The sequence below is a fragment of the Phyllobacterium zundukense genome (genome assembly GCF_025452195.1).
GTDB classification, from domain to species: domain Bacteria; phylum Pseudomonadota; class Alphaproteobacteria; order Rhizobiales; family Rhizobiaceae; genus Phyllobacterium; species Phyllobacterium zundukense_A.
This window is the reverse complement of sequence record NZ_CP104973.1, coordinates 1,301,164-1,315,869: the sequence shown is the minus strand read 5'-3', so window position 1 is coordinate 1,315,869 and position 14,706 is coordinate 1,301,164. Positions and strand designations below refer to the sequence as shown.

Below are 14,706 nucleotides of genomic sequence, written 5' to 3'. Positions count from 1 at the left end.
CAAACGAGCGGGAAAAGGATGACAGCTGCACCGTCGCCGTTTGGCAGTGAGGCGCCTTAATCTGCGCAATACGTCGATGTCCGCCCGGCCCATCAATGCGACCGTCCTCTGAAAGAACTGGCAGATGCGTCAGTACGTCTGGACAACTGTTCGTCAATGAGTGCGGTCAGCCGATCGCGAAAGACGGTGGAGGAGAACTTCAGGGCATGGTCACGGATCGCGTTCGGATCGAAGTCGTCCTCGATCTCCTCGAACGCTACCATCGTATCCAGAAGTGATTCCTTGGATTGTAGTGCAAAACGAAGCCCGACATGGGGTGAAGAAACGGTCTCCCGGGCCCCGCCAGCGTCGAACGCCAGAACTGGCCGCCCCGATGCCATAGCTTCCACCGGTAGAATGCCGAAATCTTCGGTGCCGGGAAAAAGCAGAGCGCGGCATCGCGACAGATGATCACGCAAAACGGGGAACGGCTGGTGGCCGAGGAATTGAACGGTGGGTCCGGCAATCGACTTGAGATATGCTGTCTGCTCTCCCTCTCCGATCACGATCAGTTTGCGGCCAGTCTCGCTACAGGCGCGAACCGCGATATCCGGCCGCTTGTAGGCCGTCAACTGCCCCGCATAGAGGTAGAACTCGCCCCTCCCTTTCCCCACTGCAAAATCATCAGTTGCAACGGGCGGATGAATGACGGCCGAATCCCGATCGTAGAAGCGTTGGATGCGGTTTGCGACATAGCCTGAGTTCGCCACAAAGACATCGACCCGCGAAGCGGTTGTCACGTCCCAGGCGCGCAGCATTGGTGCCGTGATCGACATCAAGGCCCGGCCCAGCCACGGAAGACCCAGCCGATACACGTGGAATTGATCCCAGATGTAGCGCATCGGCGAATGACAGTAGCATATATGAAGGGCGTCCGCGCGCGTAATGACGCCTTTGGCAGGTCCGGATTCGCTTGACAGCACCAGATCGTACTCCTGCAGATCGAACTGCTCGAGCGCGAACGGCATCAGCGGCAGCATCTTCGTGTAATGCCGCTTCGCACCGGGAATCTTCTGAAGAAAAGAGGTGCGGATATTGCGCGTCTTCAGAAAATCGCTGATACGATCCGGATTGCAGACAAGGGTGAAGATATCGGCCTGCGGAAACATGCGGCAAAGCTCTTCGACGACTTTTTCGCCGCCACGCATCGACACAAGCCAATAGTGCACTATGGCGACGCGAAGCTGCTTGGTATCGCTTTTGCTGGTGGTCTCGATGGACCGGCTTTTCGTCATGACCGGTGCATCGGCGAGAAATGCCATGACTTCCGGAAGAGAGGTTGTTGCTTCGAGGGTCAACTGAGTGCTCCTTGTTTCATCACCGCGTCCGACGGCCCGGGCATTACATTTGTCGAAATCAGGCTGTGGTATTGTGCGAGAAGGGCGTCACGCCATTCTTCATGTGTCGATGCGAGGTTTGGCGACAACTGAAAGGCACGCTCGCTCATCCGGCGAACATCGTGCTTCGGCATCTTGCGGAATGTCGTCAATGTATCGGCAAAGGCGCGCTTGTCGCTCGTATCGCAGGAGAGCGCGATGCCAGCGCCTACCATCTCCTCGGCAAGAAAGGCCTCTCGCGACAGGATGACGGGGACGCCGCTCCCGGCAGCTTCAATAGCGACAAGACCGAACGGCTCGGGATAGCGCGACGGCATCAGCAGCGCACTTGCCTGACGAATCGTCTTGCCGATCTCCGCGTGCGACTGCCAACCGACTGTCCGCACGTGATCTCCGGACGTCGCCACCCGTTCCATCAGCGGCCCGTCCCCGATCACGCAAAGTTTTGCGCCAGCTCTGCGCGTGGCGGCTACGGCGTCTTCCACGCCCTTCTCCTCGTCCAATCGTCCGATGAAGACGAATTCGTCGTTGGCTTCCGCCTCAACACGTTCGGTTGACAGCGGTGCGATGGGATTGCGGATCGTCGTCAGGCGTTCGGGCGGATAGCCAGCACGAAGGAAGAAGCTCGCCATTTTCTCGTGCAGCAGGACTATTTTACCGAAATCGGCCTGATTGCGCAGAAGTCGAACGAGATTGGAGCCGCGGGCAACCCGCCACAATTTGTGCGAATAGCTTCTCTTGTCGCAGGCGGTGGCAATGCAGCTCACCCCGAGCGGACGCCGAAGACAAATCTCTTGCGCCTGATAATCAAAGAAGGCGCCGTTGGGACAAGCGGTGAAGAAATCGTGCGCGTGAACCACACATCGCCTCGCAACGGGCACCAGCGCCTTGAATATCGCCGGAGACAGGATCTTGGACCAGCCATGGACATGGTAGCTTGTGTTCGGTGTGTCGTTTGCACGGATCCAGGTCGCGATCATCCGAACGGCGAGGACATTGTGAATACCTGAAACAAAAGCCTTCGCGCGCTCGGCGTTGATCAGATCGCGGCTGTTGAGCGACACGATGGAAACGCCGAGGGCAGCAAGTTCTGTGTTGGCGCCGTCGTCCCCGCAAATATAAGTCACCGCGATGTCGAGGCCACGAAACAGTTTAGCCGACAATACGGAGAGAGCTGTCGCGCCGCCTCTGGCCGTCGAATAATCATCGATGATGACCACGCGATCAATTGTTGGGTTATACAGCGCGGCATTTTCAGACCACTTCCCATATCTCCCGGGAGCCAGTGATCGTACGGTCGACCCGGCCGATCCAAGTTGGTCAGAGCAATCCGGGTTGGGAAAGAAAGTCGGCATCATTTCACCAATGCCGCGCCATCGGCATAGGCCTCGAGTGCTTTGCGGTTAAGAATGCGAATCTTGCCTTGAGATCCGTCGACTATCTTGCGCTCGCGCCAGCGTCGCAGACATTGATTGACCTTTTCGCGGGAAGCCGGAAGAGTTGCGGCCAAGTCATATTGCGAAATGATCAGCTCGTCCGGACTATTCGGAAAATCGCTCCCGTAGACCGCAGAAAGCCGCAAAAGCGTGCTGGCCAACCTGGACTGCAAGCACGACCCTGCATTTGAAATGATCCGGAGTTCGAGCTCCGCAACACGGGCCAATGCCCTGTAAACTACTTTCTCCCGGAAACGAGGATCGCTGGCATATCGTTCGCGCAACAAGCGGCCTTCGAAAAAATGCAATTCGCAATCGGAACTAGCTCGATATTCGAGATTTAACATCTGCCTGCGCAGGACCTCGATCTCGCCGATGAGCCCCGCTTTCGGAATAATTTCAACGATGAATTCCCTGCCGTCGGGCAGCATCGTACTCGCGCTGACGAAGCCCCGCTGAACGCGAGCAAACATATCAACGAGGATACCGGCTCCGGCGATGACCTCACCGCGATGGAAGCTTCGAGCGTTCGAATGGCAGAAGGAGAATTCATCATCCGGTGCACTACGCTTGCCTAACTGGATGCCCTCTGGAACCGCTGCCTTGGCGATACCGGCTCTGCAATCTTGGGTGTGTGTAGCCCCGTCCATGCGCATAACTCCCAAATTCTGGATGGTTATAGTTGATGCTGCACTGCATCATTTATAATGGCTCAGTTTGAGTGTCAAGTAACATTGCATGTCGAGCAAGGTATATCTAAATATAGATCATCGAATACGCTATTTGATGCGATTTAATTTATTGCAGATTGCCTAACAATTGTATAGTAATGTGCTCATATATGAGCCATTTTGGACAAAAGTCCCTCGGAACTTATTCAAAAACTCGCAAATTTATACGTATACAGTAACTCTTGATAGGCTTTATTATTTATACTATTAGTCACTTAGATTTAGTCATCGGGGCCTGCCCTGTCACGGATTCCCCTCATCATCTTATTAGCATAAAGATTTTGTTCACGATTATGACCTCGGTCACAGACAATCCGGTTGCAGTGCACCAAAGTTCATTCGTAACCGGAAATTGTAGGAGACGACCGATGACGTGGGATGCACAGGGCATTAAAGTTCGCGAATCCTGGTCGGGCGTCCAGAAGCCCGCGCAAGGTGGTGGTGATCTACGCGTTGCTCGACCTCATGCGATCGGCAAATGGTCAAAGCGAACGGTAGACCTTTTGATAGCGATCACCGCTTTGGTGCTCCTCTTTCCGCTTTTCCTGATAGTCGCAATAATCGTGAAGCTTGGTGACAAAGGGCCAGTCTTTTATTCCCATACCCGGATCGGCCTTGGCGGAGCCGCGTTTGGATGTCTCAAGTTTCGTACCATGAAGACTGACGCCAGCGCCCAGCTCGCCGAATTGCTGCGAACCGATCGGGCGGCAAGAACCGAATGGGAAGCGACGCGGAAGCTCAAGAACGATCCCCGAATTACGGTCGTCGGCGAGATTCTTCGAAAATCGAGTATCGACGAGCTTCCGCAACTGCTGAACGTCGTGCGCGGCGATATGAGTCTCGTGGGACCGCGGCCGATCACGGCCGAGGAGCTGCCCCGTTACGGTGAGAACATCTCGGCCTACATGGAGGGTCGTCCCGGCCTGACCGGTCACTGGCAGACCAGTGGACGCAACGATGTCAGCTATCAGCATCGGGTTTCTCTCGACGTTCACTACCTCAACAATTGGTCGCTCAGTCGGGATTTTCTCATCATGGCGAAGACAATTCCGGTCCTGTTTTTAAGGCGCGGTTCCTACTAGACGGATTCAGGAAGCGCTGCCGTCCTTGTCCCAAAATCGAAAGACTTTTTTCTACATGTTTAACCTGCGACTAGCCCTTGGCTATACCGTGATCGTGCCATTTTGGATTGAGAATAAATGACCTCCAGTCGCATCTTTAGCGGTGTTTCCTCAATACCCCTGCCTGCCCCAACCACGGGTGGGAGTTCACCGCTGACCTTGCGGGACATGCTGTTCTTTCTCAGGATGCGCTGGGCATGGATCATAGTTACTACCAGTGCCTTCCTCGGCGTGGCCGCGGCTTATGTCCTTACCGCCCAGCCGACATTCGTAGCCAGCACCCAACTTTTGGTCTTTCCCCAGGTGAACGGTTCTGACGCGCAACGGGCTGTCGAGGCGGATGCATTCCTTGAGGCACAGCTGGAAATTGCCAAATCCAGCGATGTGCTCGGTCAAACGGCGAAGGCGCTTGACCTTGCCAGTGATCCTGCATTTGCTGACAAGGCGCCTTCGCTGCAGGACACTGCAAAAGGTTGGCTGACGGGAAATTTGCAAAAGGATGCAGAAACAGACGATCCGACAGCTGCGGCACAGCCAGAGACGCAGCGGTCCGATCGGGTTACCGCCAGGTTGCGAAACATGGTGGCACTGCGCCGGATCGGACGCTCGACGATCATCGAGGTGTCGGCCGATGCATCCAGCCCCAAAAAAGCGGTCGAAATTGCCGATACGGTCGCCGGGGAATACATCCGGAAAAACATACTAATGAAGGCCGAAGCGGCACGGCAATACAGCGCGTGGCTGGAAAAATTTGTAATCGAGCAACAGCGCGGTCTAACCGAAGCTGCCAATGCTTTAGCCACGTTCAAGAGCAATCCGCGCGATCAGTTCAAACTTGCGGAATTGCAAAGTGCGGCGGATGCGCGCCGCACTTTATACGAGAGTACCCTTACCCAGTTTACTGAGGCCAAGCAGCGCATATCCTACCCTGTATCCGATGCCACGATTGTTTCGCAGGCCACGTTGCCGCTTTCCAAGGCAAGGCCGCGTAGCGGACTTATTGTTGCCTTCGCTACAGCTGTGGGGATGGGCGCAGGCTTGATGCTGGCCATGATTCGGCACGCTGGTGACCGCCGGATAGTCCGCAGCCAACGGCTCGCGGAGGCCGCTGCGTTGCCCTTCGTCACAGTACTGGCGAGATCGGAAAAGACCCGCAATGGCCGCTCTACGCACTTCTTGGCAACTGAAGCCGGCAGCGGCAGCACGGCCACTTATCCGATCATACCTGGTATGGCGGAGTTGGGCGCAACGATCGCAGGACTTCGGCGGAGGCGAAAGGTCGCCATCGGGATCGTCGCCGTCAATCCGGGGAGCGGAGCGTCGACAATAGCTTGCGAGCTTGCGATCCAGTCCGCGGAGTCGGGATGCCGCACACTCCTGATCGATGCGGCCGCGGCGAAATCTTCCCTCAGCAGCTCGATTGCGCCCCATAGCTCGACAGGTCTGATCGATGTTCTCGATAATGCCGATCTGATCCAGACGGCGGCATTGCCCCTCACCGCGACCTTGAAATTTCTACCCCTCGGCAAAATCCGCGGGGTCACGCCGGCCATTCGCTTGAGCTCCGGTCGCACGCAATTGAGCTTCAACGATCTGAAAAAGGAATTTGACGCCATATTCATTGACATTTCCGCCGTCTCCACATCCCCGGACGCGAATGCGATAGCCCCGGAGCTCGATGGAGTCCTGGTGATCATGTGGCATGGACGCACCACGATCGACGATGCCGTGAAAGTCATCGACGGTATACGAAATGTCGGCGCGGAGGTTCTCGGCGCGATCATCAACAAAGCGCCGCTGAGTATGCAATCATGACCCCGCAATCAAGAATTACCGTGGGCATCGCTTCGGCAGGCCGCCCCGCAACACTGCTGGAGACGATCGACTATCTTGCTGGCCTGCGAAACCGCCCGGAGCGGATCATCGTCTGCGTACCCGACATCGACGATGCAGTCGGGCTCTGCGATCGCCTCGACGTGGAGCTTATTGTCGGCTCCCGCGGGTTGACTTGCCAACGCAACAGGATTCTCCGGGCGGCCGTTCCCGATACGGATATTCTGATCTTTCTGGACGACGATTTCATTCCAGCCCCGAACTTCATACAACGGATGGAAGCAGTCTTCGCACGCGAACCGGACGTGACCATCGCAACGGGCGAGGTCTTGGCAGACGGCATCCTTGACGAGGGTCTTACCATGTCCGACGCCTTGGAAATCATCGAGACCGCTGGCGAGCGGGCTGAGTTGGTGACGGATGTCTATAACGCCTACGGTTGCAACATGGTGGTCCGCCTGTCGCCCGTTATCGAGCATGGCCTCGCCTTTGATGAGCAGCTCCCGCTCTACGGCTGGCTCGAGGATGTCGATTTCAGCAGATCCATCGCCCGTTACGGTAGATCAGTGCGCGTCGAGGGCGCCCGCGGTGTTCATCTGGGTGTCAAATCCGCGCGTCAGCCCGGGCGAAGGCTCGGCTATTCGCAGATAGCCAATCCTGCCCACCTGATCCGGAAGGGCACGATGTCGAAGCCGCGCGCGATCGCACAAATTAGCCGCAACATTCTGGCCAACGCTCGCGGCGCGCTGCTCGGCGACCGTTCTATCGATCGACGGGGACGTTTGGGCGGTAACATGCTGGCTCTGGCAGATCTTCTCACAGGTCGCGCGTCTCCCGCGCGCATTCTCGAATTCGGCATTTCTTCCAAGCGCGAGATGTCTTCACCATCCATCGCAACAAAACGGAGGTAGCAGACGTCATGCAATGCATGTCCTTGCCAGTGCTCAACAGGCGGTCAAGTCCCCCTATAGGACACGCCGGCAGACTGCTCCGTCTGTCATACTCGAAAATTCGGATTTTGCCCGAGCGCCTCGTATTTGCCGGCCTTCTCTTGCTTATCTTCTCGTGCATGACCAACTGGAGCGCGGCCAGCGCCGACACGTATACGCTGGTGGCAGAAGACAAGATAAAGTTACGCATCGTCGAATGGCGATCGTCGGATACCCGATACGCCAGTTGGGAGGCGCTTGAGGGAATATATGCCGTCGACGATATGGGCAATCTATCGATCCCGATCGCGGGCCAGATAAAGGCGAATGGGAAGACGACAGAGCAACTCGCCGACGCCATCGCGAGCGCGCTGGCCGAGAGGGCCGAGTTACCGGGAAGACCCTTTATTGCCGTCGAGATCGCCGAGCACGCGCCAGTCTTCGTGACAGGAACCGTGCAGGCCCCGGGGCGCTATCCTTTTGTGACGAACATGACCGTAATGAAGGCGGTGAGCATCGCGGGCGGCTTTTTGCGGGCGCGTGAGGGCAATGCCGTCTTCGAACGCGATCGGATCCAGGCTGCCGGGGCCTATCGCACCGCCATCCTCAGCCGGCGTGATCTTCTGATGCGACAGGCCCGTTTGCGCGCCGAGATCGCCGGCGAACCCAGCTTCGCTATTCCTGGCGAACTCGTGGGAACGCCAGATGTCGAGAAACTGAAGACGGAGGAGTCCAACCTGATGCGGCTGCGACGCGTCGAGTCCGATAGTCAGATCGCCGCGGCGAATGATCTCAGCCGTCTGTACAGTCAGGAAATCCAGTCACTTGAAGCCAAGATCATCTCGCAAAAGCGACAGATCGCCCTTGCGCAGGAGGAACTGGATGCCGTCAACGGCCTTGCGAGCAAAGGTCTGTCGAACAACGCACGCCAATTTTCACTCGATCGCGCATTGGCGGATGCCCAAGGCAGCATGCTCGATCTGGAAATTGCCCTGACCAAGGCCCGTCAGGCGCTGAGCGACAGTGAGCGCGAAAAGACAGGGATCATCAACAAGCAGAACGCAGAAAACCAACAGCTGCTCAATACGGTTGATCTTGATATCAGCAAGGCGGCAATCGACATCCAGGTAGCGCAGCTGCTGGGCGAGGAGGCCGGGTACAATGCTCAAGTCGCCCGGATCGGGACGGAGACGACGAGCCTCGGAAGTACACAGAAAACCTTCAAGATCGTGCGTCGCAGCGATGATGGAACCTATCATACGATCGAAGCGGATGAGACGACCGCCTTGCTGCCGCACGACCTCATCGAGATCGGTGTCGACGCTGACGCTCAAGCGTCTTCCCTGCTGCAACCGCATGCATCGGTTGCCCGACCACCCAACGTAACCCTAGGCGCTCAGTCGGCTTCCCGCCACGATATTTCAAGCAGGATCGAAGGAGGCATCCGTGATTAAAGAGGATACCATCGCGGCGTTCCTGGCCTACCCTCTTCCTTGCCACGGCTCCGGGAAAGCCGGCTGGAAACGCCACCGGCGTACGTTGCGAACGCAGGCCATGCAATCACCGTCCAGATCGGAAGTTGAAGCATGACGATAGAACCGATCGGCTACTTCGTCCTCCTGCTTGGCGCACTTAGTGTGATCTACGGTGCACGCTTTGCAATCGGGACGCTTTGTTTGTCGACGCTCTTTGGAGCTGCGGCGGCGCTCCAGCTGCCCTCGCTTGGTGGTGGTAGCATCCAGCCCAGCCATCTTCTGGTGCTTTTCTTTGTCGCGACCGCCTTGCTGCGCCCCGTCGAAACGCAAGCAGCCTTGGCCAGCATCGCGTATCCGAGCCCCGGCTTTTGGTTCGCTGTCTATATCCTGTTCTCTGCCGTATCGGCTTTCTTTCTGCCCCGCATCTTTGCAGGTGCAACCCTGGTCTACTCGTCCGCCCGCGACGCGTCGGGGACGATGTCGACTGTGGCCTCTCCGCTGGCTCCAGGTTCGTCCAATTTTACACAGGCTGTCTATCTGCTCGGCGACCTCGCTTGCTTTGCCGTCATCAGTGGGCTCACCCGGCTCGGGCACGCTCGTCTCATCGCTCGAAGTTTGATCGTGACGGCCATGGCGTGCCTCGGCCTGGCGCTACTCGACATCGGAGCGTTCATGACCGACCAAGCCGAGTTACTCGATTTCATACGCAATGCCAACTATACGATGCACACTGCCGAGACGATCAGCGGTTTCAAGCGCATCGTCGGTTCCTTTCCCGAAGCAAGCTCATACGGATCGGCTGCATTGGTCTTCTTTTCTTTCACGCTCCTGCTTTGGCTAGAGCGTTTTCCAAGCCGCCTGACCGGTATGGCAACGGTATCTGTTGGCGCTACAATCATACTCTGCACGTCGACAACTGCCTACATTGCCGGTCTGTTTGTTCTCGGCCTTGTCGTACTGCTAAGCCTGAAACGCCTTCCCAGTGGCCGGGCCACGGCCCCCTATGCTGCTTTCCTGGTCATCACACTGTTCATGATTCCCTGCACGATCGTTGCACTCATGCTGATACCGGATGCGTGGAATTCGGTCACGGACCTCACGAGCATTACCTTCGCAGACAAGCTCCAGTCTCAATCCGGCGAAGAACGCACCGCCTGGAACACTCTGGCGCTAGTCTCATTCGTTGAGACGGCCACTTTCGGTGCCGGGCTCGGCACAGTTCGGGCTTCCAGTTTTATTGCCGCATTGCTGTCGAATGTCGGATTGTGCGGCACCGTGCTTTTCGCCGTCTTCCTGTACAGCCTCTTGACAGCGGCCGGGCGGAATGAATCAGAGGACCGGGCAATTGGAATTGCCGCCGTGTTGGCATCAATCGCCCAGATCGCCTCGGCGACGATCTCCGGGAGTAGTACCGATCTGGGCTTGCTGTTCAGTATTACTGCAGGGCTGGCCACCGGTTGCCTGGCCGGCTCCCACGTCTTGCCACGACGCGCGGCCCGGGCGTCTGCGAGCCCACATCCCTTGGAGGCATCGGCATCTTTGATGAGAACGCCGATGGTTTCGGCGCCATGATAGGCCAATTCCGATCCCATCCAATCCTGGCCGCATCTGGGCGGACCCGAAGATTTTCTACGCGGCGCGCCTCGAAGATCGTCAATGACAGGTGGTTGGTGGACGAAAGCAGCTCCGGAAGTCCCCTTGGAAAGTCAGCTCCCGCGGTGCTCGTCTGTTGCATGCGCCGCGTCAGCGGTGGAACCACTTTTTGGAAATTTGCGAGTGCGACGCCAAAGTCCCGACAAGAAGACGCCCACCAGGTAACTGACCTCCATGAGCGCAAGGATAGCCATGCTGGAGAGCGTAGCGGCAATCAGGGAAGACCCTCCGGTGAAGGTCACGACCCCCAAGCCAGTTGCCACGAAAAACGCAAAGATTGCGAATGCCCAGACACGGATGGCGGTCCCCGCCGTGATCGAAATCAGCATCACGACGATTGCGCCGCTCAGCATTGTCATCCTCCCTCCCTCTGCATCACGGCAAGGGTCCCAACTGCCGGTCTTCGCGATTTAGCACCGCGGACTGTCGATATTGGAACGCCCACCGGGGTTAAAATTTCAACAATTAAACGCTCAAAAATCGTCGTCAGCCAGCCATTTATTTCAAACCGACGGCTGAGTTACGCATTGGCAACAAAATACCGGACTGCGTTTCCATACGGCAGTATCAGTGACGGGTTCAATAAAGCGTTTTCACGGCGAAGACCAATCAGAGGGGCGGTGATATGAACAATCAATGCGTCGTCTACGTTACGGATGTCGAGTATTCGTTTCCGACTATTCTTTCGGCCCTCCAGGCTCGCAAATTCGCCAGCGCAGTGACCGACATCTGCGTCCTCATGTCGGAACACCTTGATAATTTTGCAGAGCTGAAAGGTCTGCTCGCGATGAGCGGGGTCGAACTGATCGATGCGACTGCAGCATTGAAGGACTCGCTCGGCAAGCTCGACGGCTCGCATTTCCAGGGACGCATCAGTGTCAGCACAATGGCCAAGCTGGTCCTTTGCCAGGTCCTGCCCGCCGAGTATACCCAGATTATTTACCTCGATGGGGACACACAGGTCGTCAGCAATCTGGCTGAACTGGAGAACGCCGTCGCCCCTGAGGGAAAGTTTTTTGCGGCGCGTGATTACACGTCGATCCATAACCTCCTCCACAGCGGAAGGGACAGCCACTATTTCAACGCGGGTGTTCTGAAGTTTCACCGCAACGGCTGGATCGGGCAAGAGGCGTTAGAACTTTTTGTGAAAAATCCGGAGGCCTGCGAGGGCAAGCATGATCAAGGTGCACTGAACTATGTCTGCGGATCTTCACTCATCCTCGTGTCAAACCGCTGGAACTTTCCGAAGCAGTTTCTTCATCTTGTGAACATGTCCTCCTTGTCTATCGTGCACTACATGGCGCATCCAAAGCCGTGGCATGGGACCTTCTTTCCGTGGAGCGATGCAGAAAGCCAGGTTTACGTCGACTTGCGCAAATCGCACCCGGTATACGATGCGCTGTACCGCGGAATAACATTCGACCGTAAAATGTTATACAAGTATCGCTCAATTCGGGAGCGCATCAAACACGCGCTCCAACAGGACAAGTCCAATCCGCAAGTGCAGAGTCTGCTTGTCGGCGACTATGTCGTGTGATGATCGAAAAAACATGATTCACAGTGCCTCCCTCACCAGCATTTCACATTACACAAAGGCCCGACTGCGCCGATCTCTGAAGGCCAGGCAGGTCAGGTGCGACCTGTTGCGCAGCGGGCTCAAGCGCGCACGCCATGTCCTCATATGCGTCATCCGCGACGAAGGGCATCGGTTGGCCTTCTTTCTGCAGTACTATCGCGATCTTGGCTTCGAGCATTTTCTTTGCATCGATAACGGGTCGACCGACGGCACGCTCGAACAATTGTCCAGCTTCGACGACGTGTCCCTCCTTTCGGCCAACGGGTCTTACAAGGCAGCAAGGTTCGGAAACGACTGGATCAACGAAGTCATCAACCGGTATTGCCAGGAAAAATGGGTCCTTTACGTCGATGCCGATGAGTTTCTGGTTTACCCGCATTGCGATACAAGATCGATTAGTCAACTGACCGCCTACATGGATACCGTGGGCGCTCGTTCTCTGCGATCGGTCATGGTCGATATGTACAGCCATAATCCTATCGTTGATAACGTATGCGAGCCCGGAAGAAACCCCTTGGGAGTTTGCAACCTCTTCGACCGGTCGGGCTACGTGTCGCATTTCGACAAGCGCAATCTGACGATATGGATCAAGGGTGGGGTCCGTGGGCGGGTCTACTTCCAGGGCCGTATCTGGGACGGTCCTGCGCTCAACAAGATACCTCTCGTTTACGTAACGGGTGAGTGCCTGTTTCTCAAATCATCGCATCAGGTTTGGCCGCTGCATTTGAATTTAGGTGACATGCGTGGAGCACTCGGCGTATCGGGCGCCCTTTTGCATTTCAAGTTTCTATCGACCTTCGTGCACCGGGTTTCTGATATGGCAAACCGATCGGAGCACACCGAAGAATACGCAGCGTATTCCTCAGGCGAGGACATGAGTCATTTTCTGTATGAGGACACGGGTGTTTACAAAAACTGGAAAGATCTGTCTGATCGCGGTCTTATACAAGGTGAAGGTTGGCAATATTGGAAGAATGTTTCGACTAGTGGATTCATCGAGACCGAAGAGTTCGATCCAGACGTTGGCACTTCACGCAAAAATGTTCCGGTCACTTGTGCAATCCAATCCCGCCCAGGCTGACACAATTAGTGTCATTCGCGAATGCGCGCTGCTAAAATCCAGTCAACCGCAGCAGAAATGTTGTCGACTATTGCCGTTGGTGGAGGGTTGAAGCGGTCCTCGTCGCCGGGGCGGTATTTGCCCGTGCGTACCAGCAAGGCGTGGGCAAGTCCGGTCCGCAAGGACCCTGCGATGTCTGTTTCCGCGTCGTCCCCGACCATTACGGCTTCTGCAATCGGGCATTCCATGCTGGCTAATGCGCACAGGAAGAACGCAGGCGACGGCTTTCCCAAGACAACAGCCCTTCGTTGACTAGCAAATTCCAGCGCTGCAACAAAAGCCCCCGCATCGAGACTGAGTTCTCCATCTGCATCCTTGAACGTCCGGTTCGGCGCCAATGCCAGGAATTCTGCGCCCTTGATCAACTCTCTAAATGCCCTGTTTAGCGTCAGGTAATCGAAGGCCTTGCCCGCATCGCCGACAATGACCGCCTTTCCGTCCCCGCCCGCCACATCGTGGAAATCCGCCACCAAGTCCGGGTGGACCAGTAGGTACGGCGATAGATTGTGCTGCCCAAGCCATTCACGCGCTACTTGCGCTGGGGTGAAAAGCTCGCCGTATGCGACAGAGAAGCCAAGTCTGTCGAGCTGTTTAAGAATGGATTCTTTGTTCGACCGTGTCGTGTTGCTTACGAAGCGTACGGGAAGACCAGCCTCGTGCAGGCGCGCAACAGCATCCGTTGCACCCGGGATAACCTTTTTGCCATCATAGAGGACGCCAGCAAGATCCAGAAGAACACCGCTAATCATCGAAGCAGAATGGACACGGACAATTTCGGCGTCAACGTCATCAAGCGACCTTCCAACGATCAACGTTCGTCTCGGAGGGTTTCAGGTGTGCCGAAACGGCCTGTCCGAAAACTATCCTGACTTGGTACCCCGCGGTTACTGGGAAACGATCCTCTGAAAAACAGTGGTGGCAGCGCTTCTCGGAAGGGAAGTGACCGCGGTAATAACCGCCCTTCTTGTGTTTTGGTAGAATCATAGATGTTCAGGAGATTCGAAATGCTCGAGACTACGCCTACCCTTGTATTCACGATCGAAGCACGTGGCCGACTTGTTTATGGTCCGATCAAGACAACGACTGACGATCTGGCCGAGAAGCTTCGAACTATCGGCAAGTTCAGCGACGAAGAGGTTAAACAGGTATTGCGTGAGATCGACAACATTGGGAGCGTCGAGGTCAAGCCGGACGCAGGGAAACATGAGACAATCACCATCTCGAAGATACTCGCATCATGAACATGCCATCCCCTCCTCGTCAAAGCGCCGGACCACCGCGCTTTGAATCTACGGAAGCAATTCACGCTATTGGGAAGACAGCTCTGCGGGCATGCCTCGACTGACAGCGGTTCGGGCTCCTTCGCCGGCACCTCATGCCGCTGCGACGAGAGTTCGGGAGCGCGATCCGGCGCGCCAGAATCCGGACCGCATTTCGGCTCAGCTGGAGGACATGA

The 14,706-nt window shown here is 56.4% G+C and carries 13 protein-coding genes; 8 read left to right on the top strand and 5 right to left on the bottom strand.

Features of this window, described 5'->3' with window-relative positions; translation table 11 throughout:
- Window positions 1-92: 92 nt before the first annotated feature.
- Genes N8E88_RS18835 through N8E88_RS18825 form a run of 3 tightly spaced genes read right to left on the bottom strand, consistent with a single transcriptional unit; the run spans window position 93 to window position 3,462 of the window.
- Window positions 93-1,337, bottom strand: coding sequence for a glycosyltransferase family 4 protein (locus N8E88_RS18835; RefSeq protein WP_262295003.1), 1,245 nt, complete (start codon window positions 1,335-1,337; stop codon window positions 93-95).
- The gene (locus N8E88_RS18830; protein WP_315975316.1) at window positions 1,334-2,731 is read right to left on the bottom strand and encodes a glycosyltransferase family 4 protein; all 1,398 of its coding nucleotides are present in this window, start codon (window positions 2,729-2,731) and stop codon (window positions 1,334-1,336) included. The genes N8E88_RS18835 and N8E88_RS18830 overlap by 4 nt, the downstream gene beginning before the upstream one ends.
- Window positions 2,731-3,462 carry a Crp/Fnr family transcriptional regulator gene (locus N8E88_RS18825; protein WP_410010661.1) on the bottom strand — a complete coding sequence of 244 codons (732 nt, stop codon included), beginning with the start codon at window positions 3,460-3,462 and terminating at the stop codon, window positions 2,731-2,733. Before N8E88_RS18825 ends, N8E88_RS18830 begins: the two co-directional genes overlap by 1 nt.
- Window positions 3,463-3,911: 449 nt before the next feature.
- On the opposite strand from N8E88_RS18825, the gene N8E88_RS18820 reads away from it, so the two are divergent.
- The 5 genes from N8E88_RS18820 to N8E88_RS18800 all read left to right on the top strand — a co-directional run bounded on the left by N8E88_RS18820 (window position 3,912) and on the right by N8E88_RS18800 (window position 10,473).
- A complete protein-coding gene (locus tag N8E88_RS18820; protein ID WP_262295001.1) occupies window positions 3,912-4,625 on the top strand; it encodes a sugar transferase in 714 nt (237 codons plus the stop codon).
- A 117-nt stretch (window positions 4,626-4,742) separates the two neighbouring features.
- Window positions 4,743-6,479 carry a GumC family protein gene (locus N8E88_RS18815; protein ID WP_262295000.1) on the top strand — a complete coding sequence of 579 codons (1,737 nt, stop codon included), beginning with the start codon at window positions 4,743-4,745 and terminating at the stop codon, window positions 6,477-6,479.
- Window positions 6,476-7,408, top strand: coding sequence for a glycosyltransferase family 2 protein (locus N8E88_RS18810; protein WP_262294999.1), 933 nt, complete (start codon window positions 6,476-6,478; stop codon window positions 7,406-7,408). Before N8E88_RS18815 ends, N8E88_RS18810 begins: the two co-directional genes overlap by 4 nt.
- 158 nt (window positions 7,409-7,566) lie before the next feature.
- Window positions 7,567-8,880, top strand: a complete 1,314-nt coding sequence (locus N8E88_RS18805; RefSeq protein WP_262295531.1) for a polysaccharide biosynthesis/export family protein — start codon at window positions 7,567-7,569, stop codon at window positions 8,878-8,880.
- Window positions 8,881-9,012: 132 nt separating this feature from the next.
- Window positions 9,013-10,473: a hypothetical protein gene (locus tag N8E88_RS18800; RefSeq protein ID WP_262294998.1), complete on the top strand. Its 1,461-nt coding sequence runs from the start codon at window positions 9,013-9,015 to the stop codon at window positions 10,471-10,473.
- A gap of 134 nt (window positions 10,474-10,607) precedes the next feature.
- Here the strand turns inward: N8E88_RS18800 and N8E88_RS18795 are convergent, their stop codons facing one another.
- The gene (locus N8E88_RS18795) at window positions 10,608-10,913 is read right to left on the bottom strand and encodes a hypothetical protein (protein WP_410010660.1); all 306 of its coding nucleotides are present in this window, start codon (window positions 10,911-10,913) and stop codon (window positions 10,608-10,610) included.
- A gap of 266 nt (window positions 10,914-11,179) precedes the next feature.
- On the opposite strand from N8E88_RS18795, the gene N8E88_RS18790 reads away from it, so the two are divergent.
- Window positions 11,180-12,091 carry a glycosyltransferase family 8 protein gene (locus N8E88_RS18790; protein WP_262294997.1) on the top strand — a complete coding sequence of 304 codons (912 nt, stop codon included), beginning with the start codon at window positions 11,180-11,182 and terminating at the stop codon, window positions 12,089-12,091.
- Window positions 12,092-12,104: 13 nt separating this feature from the next.
- The gene (locus N8E88_RS18785) at window positions 12,105-13,211 is read left to right on the top strand and encodes a glycosyltransferase family 2 protein (RefSeq protein WP_262294996.1); all 1,107 of its coding nucleotides are present in this window, start codon (window positions 12,105-12,107) and stop codon (window positions 13,209-13,211) included.
- A gap of 11 nt (window positions 13,212-13,222) precedes the next feature.
- Here the strand turns inward: N8E88_RS18785 and N8E88_RS18780 are convergent, their stop codons facing one another.
- Complete coding sequence (locus N8E88_RS18780; RefSeq protein ID WP_410010659.1) at window positions 13,223-14,062, bottom strand: TIGR01458 family HAD-type hydrolase; 840 nt, start codon at window positions 14,060-14,062, stop codon at window positions 13,223-13,225.
- Between the two features lie 192 nt (window positions 14,063-14,254).
- Here N8E88_RS18780 and N8E88_RS18775 point away from each other — a divergent pair, with 192 nt between their 5' ends.
- Complete coding sequence (locus tag N8E88_RS18775) at window positions 14,255-14,491, top strand: hypothetical protein (protein ID WP_262294995.1); 237 nt, start codon at window positions 14,255-14,257, stop codon at window positions 14,489-14,491.
- Window positions 14,492-14,706: the final 215 nt, after the last annotated feature.

Bases quoted from the DNA above. Each gene is read 5' to 3' on its own strand.
- N8E88_RS18785 (WP_262294996.1), top strand. From the start codon at position 12,105: ATGATTCACAGTGCCTCCCTCACCAGCATTTCACATTACACAAAGGCC.
- N8E88_RS18790 (WP_262294997.1), top strand. From the start codon at position 11,180: ATGAACAATCAATGCGTCGTCTACGTTACGGATGTCGAGTATTCGTTT.
- N8E88_RS18800 (WP_262294998.1), top strand. From the start codon at position 9,013: ATGACGATAGAACCGATCGGCTACTTCGTCCTCCTGCTTGGCGCACTT.
- N8E88_RS18830 (WP_315975316.1), bottom strand. From the start codon at position 2,731: ATGCCGACTTTCTTTCCCAACCCGGATTGCTCTGACCAACTTGGATCG.
- N8E88_RS18815 (WP_262295000.1), top strand. From the start codon at position 4,743: ATGACCTCCAGTCGCATCTTTAGCGGTGTTTCCTCAATACCCCTGCCT.
- N8E88_RS18805 (WP_262295531.1), top strand. From the start codon at position 7,567: ATGACCAACTGGAGCGCGGCCAGCGCCGACACGTATACGCTGGTGGCA.
- N8E88_RS18775 (WP_262294995.1), top strand. From the start codon at position 14,255: ATGCTCGAGACTACGCCTACCCTTGTATTCACGATCGAAGCACGTGGC.
- N8E88_RS18820 (WP_262295001.1), top strand. From the start codon at position 3,912: ATGACGTGGGATGCACAGGGCATTAAAGTTCGCGAATCCTGGTCGGGC.
- N8E88_RS18810 (WP_262294999.1), top strand. From the start codon at position 6,476: ATGACCCCGCAATCAAGAATTACCGTGGGCATCGCTTCGGCAGGCCGC.
- N8E88_RS18795 (WP_410010660.1), bottom strand. From the start codon at position 10,913: ATGACAATGCTGAGCGGCGCAATCGTCGTGATGCTGATTTCGATCACG.
- N8E88_RS18825 (WP_410010661.1), bottom strand. From the start codon at position 3,462: ATGGACGGGGCTACACACACCCAAGATTGCAGAGCCGGTATCGCCAAG.